This window comes from Nonlabens sp. (genome assembly GCF_018401815.1).
In the GTDB taxonomy this organism is placed as follows: Bacteria; Bacteroidota; Bacteroidia; order Flavobacteriales; family Flavobacteriaceae; genus Nonlabens.
Genome location: NZ_JAGYKG010000001.1, coordinates 371,022 through 382,833, shown reverse-complemented (window position 1 = coordinate 382,833; position 11,812 = coordinate 371,022). Strand labels below are relative to the sequence as shown.

The following is an 11,812-nucleotide window of genomic DNA, read 5'->3' as shown; positions in this document are numbered from 1 at the left end:
GGCAAAGGTAGTTATTATAGTCTCAAAATTGGAACGGTTCAGTTGTCATTCCGCTGCAGAGCGGAATCGCTAAGTGTCGATCTCTATTCTTTGAGATAACCACAATGCTATCGAATCTAATCCAGATTTATTATCTATTTTTCTTAAATTCGCTAGATGAATATTGACTTAAAAAACAAAACCGCTCTCGTTTGTGGGAGCAGTACAGGAATAGGAAGAGCAACAGCCATACAGTTTGCTCAGGCAGGTGCTCGCGTGATTTTACTGGCGCGCAATCCAAATAAATTACAGGAAGTTCTCAATGAATTAGATAAAAGCCAGCGCGATGATCATACGTATTTAGTCGCTGATTTTTCTAACTATAAGGAAGTAGGAGCTGTGGTTTCCGCTTTCGCGAAAGCGAATCCGATCCACATCATTATCAATAATACAGGTGGCCCTGCACCAGGATTCTTAATCGATGCAGAAGTGGATGCCTTAGAACAAGCTTTTACACAACATGTAAAATGCAATCAGGTATTGATCCAAGCCTGTGCTCCAGGAATGAAAGAGGCTGGTTATGGAAGGGTGATCAATGTGATTTCGACCAGCGTAAAAGCACCTATAGAATTCTTAGGCGTTTCTAACGTGGTACGTGGAGCAGTGGCGAGCTGGGCAAAAACATTGGCGACTGAATTAGGGCCTTATGGCGTTACGGTTAATAATATATTACCCGGTTTTACAGCAACCGAGAGGTTGGATAAAATTATCTCAGGAAAAGCATTAAGAGCTGGGCAGAGTGAAGAACAAGCTGCCGAAATCATGAAAAGCCATGTGCCTGCTCGAAGATTTGCCGAGCCAGAAGAAGTTGCCAATGCGATTACTTTTTTAGCAAGTGATAAAGCAGGTTATATTAATGGTATCAACTTGCCAGTAGATGGCGGAAGAACGAAGAGCTTGTAAAAACAAAATCAAAAGTAAAATCAAAAACAAGTTACAATTAGAAGCTGAACTAGAACTTGAATTTGAACTTGAATAAAAAAGCCTCGTAGAGGTTTCTTCTCTGCTGAAGAAGACGTAAGATGAGACGGAGAGCAAATATTATCTCATAAAGTCTTCGTACTTTGTACTCCCTACTTAACACAGCCCCAAAATGGACAAAAAACTGCGTATCAACGGTCACTCACATTTACTTCCTTATCCGGAGCAGATTCCTGATTTCATGAGAGAAAAGGGGATTTTTTGGGTAGATCCCGAGCGTAAGAACATGTTGCAAAAAGACTGGTCACGTCCAGTAACCGACTCTAGTTTCTTTCTAGATGAAAAGTTGGAGTGGATGGATAAGTATAAGATAGATCATGCTGTTGTTCTCAATTTGAGTCAATTATACGGAAATGGTTTGCGTCTTGAAGAGATGAAACAGGCTTTGCGTTTTCAAAATGACTTTAACGCTGGAGTGCAACACGATCATCCTTCAAAATTTACCAGTGGTTTTGTAGTGCATCCAGGCTACGTGCGCGGCGCATTGTGGGAAATGGAGCGCTGTGTAAAAGTTTTAGGGATGAAACTACTTTGTTTGCCCACTCATTATATGGATACCATAGGTCAATGGAGGTGCATTTTTGATGAAGAAAACGAGCCTATTTTTGAGTTGGCGAGCGAGTTAAATCTGGCTGTAGAAATTCATCCTTATGATGGAGAGAAATTTATTAAACTTCAAAACACCTCTTGGCGGTTTCATTTGATTTGGATGCTGGCTCAATGTGCAGATGCGTATCATTTTCTAACTTTGAATGGGTATGCTCAAAAATATCCAGGGATGCGGGTGTGCTTTGCACATGGTGGGCAATTGGCTCAAATGAATTTAGGACGTCGAATTCAAGGCTTTGATGGCCGACCAGATTTATTTGAAGGGAAAATACACCCTAGGAAATCAGTGGGACACCCTAATATTTTCTTTGATACTCTAGTTCATGACACAGGTTCCTTACATCTTTTGGTGGAAAATCAAAGTGCTAAGCAGGTTCTTGTTGGTCTTGATGATCCCTATCCATTAGGAGAGATGAATAGTGAAAAACAAAGCAGTTATCCAGGTAAAATAATAGATCTTGCTATGGAACGCAACATCATTACCCCAGAGCAAGCAGACGATATGTGGGATAAAAATGTTGTGCAATGGCTTTTTGGTAATGATCAAATAGCCAAAAACACTTTTTACAAACGTGTAACGTCTTCCGTTAGGAAATCAATATAGATCGATAACGTTTTGGTGAGGTGTTGAACCCCTTGAAGTAGATGTTGGGTAAGTAGATCGATTGATGGATAATAAGGCTGTTGAAGCACACAGCTTAGGTAAAATTAAAGCCTGAAAAACCAATGTTACTTCTGCTTTTAAAAACCCTCCATATGAAAACGATTAAAATATTCAGGGACATTAAGAGATATTTGTAATTCAAACACTTCTAAAATCCTATTTTTGCAGCCTAATCAGGGGACATGAATTACGCAGAAAATATATTAGGTACCATAGGTGGTACACCACTTGTTAAAATGAACAAATTGGTGGAAGATATACCAGCTTTAGTACTTGCAAAATACGAGACTTTTAATCCAGGTAACTCTGTTAAGGATAGAATGGGATTAATGATGATCGAAGATGCGGAAGCCGACGGTCGTTTAAAACCTGGTGGAACCATCATTGAAGGAACCAGCGGAAATACAGGAATGGGACTTGCTCTTGCTGCAATCATTAAAGGCTATAAGTTAATTTGTGTGCTCAGTGATAAACAGTCTAATGAAAAAATGGATATTCTAAGGGCTGTGGGTGCTGAGGTGTATGTGTGTCCTACCGACGTAACTCCAGACGATCCGCAATCGTATTATTCAACAAGCAAGCGATTGAGTGAAGAGATACCTAACTCTTGGTATGTAAATCAATATGATAATCCTTCCAATTGTAAAGCCCACTTCCAAAGTACCGGTCCTGAAATATGGGAGCAAACAGAAGGAAGAATTACCCATTTTGTTGTAGGTGTAGGGACCGGAGGTACGATCTCTGGAGTAGGTTCTTATCTGAAATTGAAAAATCCAAACATTAAAGTATGGGGAATTGACACCTATGGTTCGGTATTTAAAAAATACCACGAGACTGGAATTTTTGACGAGAACGAGATTCATTCTTATGTAACGGAAGGAATAGGTGAAGATATTTTACCGCTCAATGTTCGTTTTGAAGTCATAGATGGTTTTACTAAAGTAACCGATAAAGATGCTGCGGTATATACACGCAGACTGGCAAAAGAAGAAGGAATGTTTTTAGGAAACAGCGCTGGAGCTGCAATTAAAGGGCTAAAACAAATTCACGAAGAAGTAGGGTTTACCAAAGATGATGTGGTAGTGATCCTATATCACGATCATGGAAGTCGTTATGTAGGTAAGTTTTTTAATGACGAATGGATGCGTTCCAAAGGATGGTTGAAGGAAGACGGCACATACCATCCGGACGATAAATAAAGTATTGCCTATTAAAAATCCAGGCCTTAAATGCCTTTAGTGTCTTGATAAAAGCTCTTTTTTAAAACCTCATAAACCACAAGTTTTGAGGTTTTTTTGTAGGTACTATTTGTAAATTATACAATTTAAGTAGAGGCTTAAAGGAATTAAGAAGTCGGTATCAAAAAGTATAACCAGTAAAAAAAAGGGGTTGATGGAAGGCCTTTTAGCTATTATTTAAAAGAACAAGTTGCATATAAATCATATTGATAATAAGGATGTTATATTTTATTTTTATCTTTCCTTATGCAAGAAGATTTTATACATTACCTCTGGAAATTTAAAAAGTTAAGCGGTCAGGAACTGCTTACTACTGATGGGGAAGCTGTGAAAATAAAATCTTTGGGAACTCATAATTTATTTTCAGGACCAGATTTCTTTAACGCTCGTTTAGAAATTGATGGTCAGGATTGGGCTGGTAATATAGAGATGCACATCAAAGCAAGTGACTGGTATCTGCACGGTCATGACGATGATCCAGCCTATGCTAACGTTATTCTTCACGTTGTCTGGACGCATGATGCAGAAATCACTAGAAGAGATGGCGTCGATATTCCTGTACTTGAGGTGTCGCAATATGTAGATCCTAATTTAACCCAATCTTACCGCCAACTTTTTGACGTAAAAAACAACCAATTTATTAACTGTGAGCCACAGTTTTCCTTCATAGATTCTTTTAAACGGGACCAGTGGTTAGAAAAGTTATTTATTGAAAGATTATCCCAGAAATCAGATCGCATACAACACATCTTGGACCAAAATACCAACGATTGGGAAGCTGCTTTTTTCCAGTTGTTGTCAAGAAGTTTTGGTACTAAAACAAATGCCGATGCCTTTGAACAACTCGCTAGTAGCATCAACCAATCGGTGGTGCGTAAATTAGCAAATGATGCACTTCAGTTAGAGGCTGTTTTGTTAGGTCAGGCAGGCTTGTTGCAGAAAAGCAGAAAAGATTCGTATTATAAAGACCTGGCAGAGGCATACGCTTTCGCGAAAGCGAAATACCAACTGCACCCCTCTTTAACACCTATGAAATTCTTTAGGTTGCGTCCTGCTAATTATCCTACTATTAGAATTTCACAGCTCGCGAGGTTGTACCAAAAAAAACCAGTGTTTTTTGGAGCACTTCTTCTGGCAAAATCTAGAACAGATATTCACCAGCTTTTTGAAGTACAAGCGGCTCAGTATTGGGATACGCATCACGTGTTTGATAAAAGAACCGACGAAAGGCAAAAGGTACTTACCACAGATTTTATCGATTTATTAATTATTAATTGCATTGTCCCTATTAAATTTATGCATGCTAAAACTGTCGGAAGTGATATAACAGAAGAATTACTAGAGATAATGTACCAATTGAAACCCGAGAAGAATAAAGTGACACGTGGTTTTAAAACGCTTTTTAAGGTAGAAAATGCACTGCAAACACAATCTTTATTGCAGTTAAAGCCCAATTACTGTGATGTAAATAAATGTTTGAGCTGTGATATAGGAATCGCATTACTGCGCTCTTGATTGTTTCTGTGCCTAAATCTTGAATATTACCTATAAAGTATTAAAGCTATTGCCTAAATTTACATTATGGGAATAGTTACCTACTTGCGCACTATTATGGAGAAATACGGTTTTTACGTGTCTACTCGTGTGGCCGAAAAACTTGGGATGAAAGCTCGCAGTGTGCGCATCACTTTTATCTATTTTACCTTTGCAACATTAGGTGCTGGTTTCGCAGTGTATTTAATTATGGCGTTTTGGATCAAAATCAAAGATCTAGTTTATACAAAACGCAGCTCTGTTTTTGACCTTTAACTTGATAACTTGTGCATAGTAAACTTAGAATAGCAATTTCTTTATTGGTTCTCGTGCTTTTTGCAGGAGTTTTGGGTTTTAAATTGGCCATGGAGCTGTCCTGGGTGGATGCCTTGTATATGACGGTAATCACTATTACTACAGTGGGTTACAGAGAAATTGGGGATCCTTCTCAAACAGCGAAATTATTCACCGTTTTTTTTATTCTTATTAGTGTTATCGTTGTGGGTTATGCGGTATCTGCTATTTCAGAATATTTGTTATCTCGAGATAATCCTGGGGACCTTAGAAAGAAAAGAAAAATTAAACATTTAGAATCTATGGAAAATCATATTATCGTTTGTGGGTATGGTCGTAACGGAAGGCAGGCTGTTCAAAAATTACAAGATTACAATAGAGATTTTATTATTATTGAAAAAAATCAACAGGTTATAGATGATGCGCCACTTGATGAGCAAAATTTTTTTAGAGGCAATGCCAATGAAGATGATGTATTAATAAGCGCAGGAATAGAACGAGCCTCTACCTTGATCACAGCTTTGCCAGAAGATGCCGATAATTTATTTATAGTTCTCAGCGCAAGACAACTCAATAAGGACCTCAAAATCATCTCGCGCGCGAGTGAAGAGAACTCCTATAAAAAATTAAAACTCGCTGGAGCTGATAATGTCATTCTTCCAGATACCATAGGTGGACAGCACATGGCTTCCTTAATTGTGAGTCCAGATTTGATTGAATTCTGGGATAATCTCAGTTATGGAGGTAGTGAAGGGGTGAATCTAGAACAGATATCTTATGAGCAAATGTTTGACGAAATAAGAGCATGCAACATTATCGACTTGAATTTAAGAAAGGAAACCGGATGTACGATCATAGGTTACAAAGCTCCCGATGGTAATTATACCGTAAATCCAGATCCAAAATTACAGCTAGAACCAGGCTCAAAGATTATTGTAGTTGGAAATACCAAACAAATACAAAAACTACAAAGAGTCTATAGAATTAACAACGAGGCTACATAAGTGGCCCCAAAACTTTCAAAAAGCAAGATTTTTGTGCATCTTGCCGACCTAACATAAAATCAAATAATAATTGATGAAAAATCCAAACAGAATTTTCCTGTCATTGCTAGTCATGATGTTGTCAACAGTTACTGTTTTTGCACAAGAGCAAAAGGATGAAAAAGGAATAGATGAAAAGATAGACGACGCCTTCGGGTGGGCCACTGGTGATTATGTTAGTGGTGTTTTTTATCAAATTCCATTTGGATCCGTTCAAGATGACATGACGATCGATTTGGATGTTTTTGACCGATTGACCGTTCTAGACGCAGGAGACCCTGACGCAATTCCTACTTATAATTCTGATGACGGGATTCAGTATGAACTGATACAAGACAGTTTGATAGTGAGCAGTATATCTCTTCCTGGAGAACAGGTGGCAGAAGAGCTCACGTTTACAACTCCAAATAATAAAATTATCATTAATGGAGGTGTTTTTAAGATTGCTAAAGCTGATGTATCTTTTGGGGATAAAGTGGAGGTAACTGCTTATGCTCCTTTTACAAGAATCTACTGGGTATTGTTTCCTTTAATTTTAGGAGCTGTATTTTTTACCGTATATTTTAAATTCATCAATTTTTCTGGAATATGGAGAGCGATCCAAGTGGTGCGCGGTAAATACGAAGACATAGAGAAACACGGTGCTGAGATGCTTTACGGAGAAGATGGTATTGCAAACGGGGTCGATATAAATAAAGTAGACAGCTTAGAAGACCACTTGGATGAAGTAAGCGATGAAATTACTATCGACGGTGACATCAAGGATACTATTAGAGATGAGAGCTCTGATGGAGAGGTGACTCACTTTCAGGCCTTAACCGCAGCACTTTCTGCTACGGTAGGATTAGGTAATATCGCTGGGGTTGCTATTGCAGTTTCTGTAGGTGGTGCAGGAGCAACTTTCTGGATGATTGTTGCGGGATTTTTAGGAATGGCTTCCAAATTTGTAGAATGTACGTTAGGTGTAAAATACCGCGATGTAGGTCCTGATGGGACTATTTATGGGGGTCCTATGTACTACCTTACTAAAGGATTGAAGTCTATGGGTCTAGCTGGTCTAGGCAAAGTACTTGCTGTTTTATTTGCTATCATGTGTATAGGTGGTTCTTTTGGAGGTGGTAACATGTTCCAAGCAAACCAAGCCGCTCAAATGGTAGAAAATATAACTGGTGGAGCCGATTCTTTTATGTATGGTTACCGTTGGGTCTTTGGACTTTTGATGGCCATCTTTGTTGGAATTGTTATTATAGGGGGTATTAAGTCTATCGCCAAGGTTACCGATAAGATCGTTCCTTTCATGGTCGTTATTTATGTAGGAGCAGCCGTATGGGTAATTATTGCAAGATATGACATGATAGGTAATGCCTTGATGCAAATCATTGACGGAGCATTTAGTCCAGAAGGAGTTGCCGGTGGTGCGATAGGAGTTTTAGTACAAGGTTTTAGAAGAGCCGCATTCTCAAATGAGGCTGGTGTAGGATCTGCATCCATTGCACACTCTGCAGTACGTACCAAATATCCTGCAAGTGAAGGTCTGGTAGCGTTACTAGAGCCGTTTATTGATACGGTAGTGGTTTGTACCATGACCGCTGTAGTTTTAATTATTACAGGAAACGTTAATCCAGAAAATGCTGGACTTGCAGATGCAGATGCGATCCTTTTAACATCCGATGCTTTTGCATCGGTGATTAGTTGGTTCCCTTATGTACTGACTCTTGCAGTGGTATTATTTGCCTTTTCAACTATGATTTCTTGGTCGTATTACGGATACCAAGCCTGGGCTTACTTATTTGGAAGAACGTCTAGAACCGAGTATACTTATAAAATCTTGTTCTGTATATTTGTAGTAATAGGATCAGCGGCTAGTTTAGGAAACGTCATCGGATTCTCTGATGCGATGATTTTTTCCATGATGGTTCCAAACATGATAGGTATTGTACTTCTTGCGCCTAAGGTGAAGAAAGAAATGACTAAATACATGAATGCCATCAAATTGAAACGAGAAGCTATCGATTAAGTATATTTCATGAAAAATTTAAAATCCCTCTTTGCATTTGATAGGAAACAGCAAAGAGGGATTTTTGTGTTAATGCTACTTTTAATAGTCGTGCTAGCTGGTTTTTTTTATGTAAAAAAAATGCCTAAAGAAGCCTTGATTTTAAAAGATACAGCAGCTTATCAGAGTAAAGTTGATGCTCTTGTAGCGGCTCAGCAAAGAAAAAAAGATACTATTTATCCTTTTAATCCCAATTACATCACAGATTATAGGGGGTATCAACTAGGCCTTAATGTTGAAGAAATAGATCGATTGCACCGCTTTCGCGAAAGCGGAACATTTATCAATTCCAAGAAAGAGTTTCAGCAAGTCACACAAGTAAGTGATCAATGGTTGGATAGTATAGCACCGTATTTTAAATTTCCAGATTGGGTGACTAACCCTAAGCGCTCTTACGCAAACGAGAACACAACTGCAAAAGATCGCAAAGTGGTGGCAAAAGATATTAATGTAGCTAGTCAAGAGGAGCTCCAAAAAGTATACGGTATAGGTCCTGCGCTATCTAGCAGAATCCTACAAGAAAGGGAGCGCCTCAAAGGATTTATTGATCTGTCACAAGTAAGAGGCGTTTACGGACTTACGGACTCCACTATGATGCAGTTAAAAAAGTACTTCCATGTGACCCCGCGATCAGGTTTTTTAAAAATAGCATTGAATACGGCTACAGAAGAAGAGTTGTTATCTATTCCATATTTTGACGACTATGTAGTAGAAAAGCTTGTGGAGCAAAGAACTTTAAGGGATGGTTTTAAAAGTTGGGATAAAGTCATGTTAACATCTAGGTTTCCGAAGGAAAAATTAGCTTTAATTCAGCTATATTTGACTTTAGATTGATATAATCAATAGTCACTGAGAATCCCACAGGTAAAACTAGATTTTAAATGTGTTTCAATATTTATATAGCAATAATTTTATGTATTCAAAATATTTTACTGAAGAGCATGATGCTTTCAGACAGAGTTTTAGAGATTTCTTAAACAAAGAAGCTGTTCCTTATATTGAAAGATGGGAAGAAACCGGTCATATAGATCGGGAAATTTTTCAGAAAATGGGAGAAATGGGGTATTTCGGCCTGTATTATCCTGAAGAGTATGGAGGTCTTGATTTGGATTTTTTCTATACGGTAATTTTCCTAGAAGAAATGCAACGCATTAATTCTGGTGGCTTTGCTGCAGCCATGTGGGTGCAGGCATTTTTAGGAGCTCAACATTTATTGAAAGAAGGAGATGAGCGCATCAAGCAAGAATATTTAGTTCCTACACTTACGGGTGAGAAAATAGGATGTCTAGGCATCACAGAGCCTTTTGGGGGTAGTGATGTAGCAGGTATGAGGACTACAGCTGTTAAAGAGGGCGATCATTACATTATTAATGGGTCAAAGACTTTTATAACAAACGGTGTTTACAGTGATTACTTAGTAATAGCTGCAAAAACAGATTTGGAAGCAAAAGGTAGGGGGATCTCTATTTTTGTAATGGATCGCGAGACACCCGGTATCAGCGCAACCAAGTTAAATAAGTTAGGATGGAGAGCAAGCGATACGGGAGAAATAGGATTTGATAATGTGCGCATCCCTGCTGAAAATTTAATGGGAGAAGAAGGAAAAGGTTTTCCTTATATTATGCAACATTTTGCGCTTGAACGTTTAATCATGGGGATCAATGCTCACGCGCGAGCTGAATATGCTTTAGAGTACACCATAGGTTATATGAAAGAGCGTACCGCATTTGGTAAGTCACTAGACACGTATCAAGCCTTGCGTCATAACCTTGCCGATATGATGAGCGAAGTAGAAATGTCAAAATGCTTTAATTACGCTATTGCAGAAGAACTCGACAAAGGGCTTTACCCTGTAAAAGAGGCAAGCATGTCCAAACTTCTTTCAACAAAGATTGCAGACGAAGTTATATATAAATGTCTTCAGTATTTAGGGGGTTACGGTTATATAGAAGAATATCCCCTCGCTAGAATGTCACGTGACAGTCGTTTAGGTCCTATAGGTGGTGGTACGAGTGAGATTATGCGTGAGATTATCGCAAAAATGACACTTGACGGTAAAGATTATCAACCAGCCGCAAAGTAGAGGAAATGTTCCGCTTTCGCGAAAGCGAACATAATACAACTATCAAATCAAATAAATATCTTTGAGATTGTAAAATATTATGTATTTTTGCCATCCCAAAGAAAGGAGGTGATGACACTATGTTAATAATACCAGTAAAAGACGGAGAAAATATCGATAGAGCTCTGAAGCGTTTCAAAAGAAAATTTGATCGTACAGGAAAAATGCGCGAACTACGTAGAAGACAGCAGTTTACTAAACCATCTGTTGCAAAACGTGCTCAAAACATTAAAGCTTCTTACATTCAAGGACTTCGTGACGCAGAAAACATCTAGAGAGTTTTTTCTTTAGAATATCATACCGTTAATTGTAAATGTATACATTTACAATTAACGGTTTTTTTATGGATCTTACTTCGTATATAGAATATCTTCAATTTGAGAAAAATTATTCTTCTCACACCATCTTAGCTTATGAAAAAGATTTAAATCAATTTGATTTATTTCTGAGAGAAGAAGGGGTGTTGGAGATAAATGAGGTAAACTATAGTTTGATTAGAGGTTGGGTTACTAGCCTACTAGAGAATGGAGGTTCTCATCGTACGGTGAATAGAAAGATGTCGTCCTTAAAGTCCTATTTTAAATTTTTGCTTAAGGTGGGGGAGGTGACATCAAGTCCTGCAGACTCCTATAAAAGCCTTAAGGTTTCTAAAAAGATTCAAATCCCTTTCTCGACAGAAGAGGTTTTGAAATTACTGGATTCCTCCTACGACACTAACAGTTTTGTAGAGTCACGAGACTTTTTAATCATAGAACTCTTTTATGCTACAGGTATAAGAAGAGAGGAGTTGATCAATATAAAACTCAAGGATATTAATGTCACCAGTCACACCATCAAAGTGTTGGGTAAAAGGAATAAGGAACGTATCGTCCCGTTGGTTCATACAATTAAAGATCATGTGGAACGTTACATCGCCTTGCGACAGTTTGTCGCGCATCCCTCTACAGATGAATTATTTATCACGTCTAAAGGAGTTAAAATGTATCCAAACCTTGTTTATCGAGTGATAAAATCCTATTTTAGTAAAGTTTCTTTAAAAGTAAAAATAAGCCCACATGTATTGAGACATACATTTGCGACTCATTTGCTAGATCGTGGCGCAGATTTGAATGCTGTTAAAGAATTGCTAGGTCACGCTAGCCTTTCATCAACACAAATTTATACGCATTCCAGTATGGCGACGTTAAAAGGTGTTTATGTTGCTGCCCATCCTAGGTCTAAAAATAATTAATC

Annotated in this window: 11 protein-coding genes; all 11 read left to right on the top strand. The window is 38.2% G+C overall.

The genetic code is table 11. The features are described 5' to 3' along the window. The first annotated feature begins 156 nt into the window (after positions 1 to 156). The 11 genes from KG732_RS01780 to KG732_RS01730 all read left to right on the top strand — a co-directional run bounded on the left by KG732_RS01780 (position 157) and on the right by KG732_RS01730 (position 11,810). Positions 157 to 942, top strand: a complete 786-nt coding sequence (locus tag KG732_RS01780) for an SDR family oxidoreductase (RefSeq protein ID WP_213520612.1) — start codon at positions 157 to 159, stop codon at positions 940 to 942. Positions 943 to 1,132: 190 nt separating this feature from the next. Next, the gene (locus KG732_RS01775) at positions 1,133 to 2,233 is read left to right on the top strand and encodes an amidohydrolase family protein (RefSeq protein WP_213520610.1); all 1,101 of its coding nucleotides are present in this window, start codon (positions 1,133 to 1,135) and stop codon (positions 2,231 to 2,233) included. A 242-nt stretch (positions 2,234 to 2,475) separates the two neighbouring features. Beyond that, positions 2,476 to 3,492, top strand: coding sequence for a PLP-dependent cysteine synthase family protein (locus tag KG732_RS01770; protein WP_213520608.1), 1,017 nt, complete (start codon positions 2,476 to 2,478; stop codon positions 3,490 to 3,492). A gap of 285 nt (positions 3,493 to 3,777) precedes the next feature. Continuing rightward, on the top strand, positions 3,778 to 5,046 hold the full coding sequence (locus KG732_RS01765) for a DUF2851 family protein (protein ID WP_213520606.1): 1,269 nt from the start codon (positions 3,778 to 3,780) through the stop codon (positions 5,044 to 5,046). A 66-nt stretch (positions 5,047 to 5,112) separates the two neighbouring features. Next, positions 5,113 to 5,340, top strand: a complete 228-nt coding sequence (locus KG732_RS01760) for a PspC family transcriptional regulator (RefSeq protein WP_101012290.1) — start codon at positions 5,113 to 5,115, stop codon at positions 5,338 to 5,340. Between the two features lie 11 nt (positions 5,341 to 5,351). Continuing rightward, positions 5,352 to 6,362, top strand: coding sequence for a TrkA family potassium uptake protein (locus KG732_RS01755; protein ID WP_367271467.1), 1,011 nt, complete (start codon positions 5,352 to 5,354; stop codon positions 6,360 to 6,362). A 73-nt stretch (positions 6,363 to 6,435) separates the two neighbouring features. Next, the gene (locus tag KG732_RS01750) at positions 6,436 to 8,418 is read left to right on the top strand and encodes a sodium:alanine symporter family protein (protein ID WP_213520604.1); all 1,983 of its coding nucleotides are present in this window, start codon (positions 6,436 to 6,438) and stop codon (positions 8,416 to 8,418) included. Positions 8,419 to 8,427: 9 nt separating this feature from the next. After that, entirely contained in the window at positions 8,428 to 9,291 is an 864-nt protein-coding gene (locus KG732_RS01745) for a helix-hairpin-helix domain-containing protein (RefSeq protein WP_300980269.1), read from the top strand. 79 nt (positions 9,292 to 9,370) lie between these two features. After that, the gene (locus KG732_RS01740) at positions 9,371 to 10,540 is read left to right on the top strand and encodes an acyl-CoA dehydrogenase family protein (protein ID WP_213520602.1); all 1,170 of its coding nucleotides are present in this window, start codon (positions 9,371 to 9,373) and stop codon (positions 10,538 to 10,540) included. Between the two features lie 119 nt (positions 10,541 to 10,659). Continuing rightward, positions 10,660 to 10,854: a 30S ribosomal protein S21 gene (rpsU, locus tag KG732_RS01735; protein WP_169932110.1), complete on the top strand. Its 195-nt coding sequence runs from the start codon at positions 10,660 to 10,662 to the stop codon at positions 10,852 to 10,854. 38 nt (positions 10,855 to 10,892) lie between these two features. After that, the gene (locus KG732_RS01730; protein ID WP_292890389.1) at positions 10,893 to 11,810 is read left to right on the top strand and encodes a tyrosine-type recombinase/integrase; all 918 of its coding nucleotides are present in this window, start codon (positions 10,893 to 10,895) and stop codon (positions 11,808 to 11,810) included. Positions 11,811 to 11,812 lie beyond the last annotated feature (2 nt).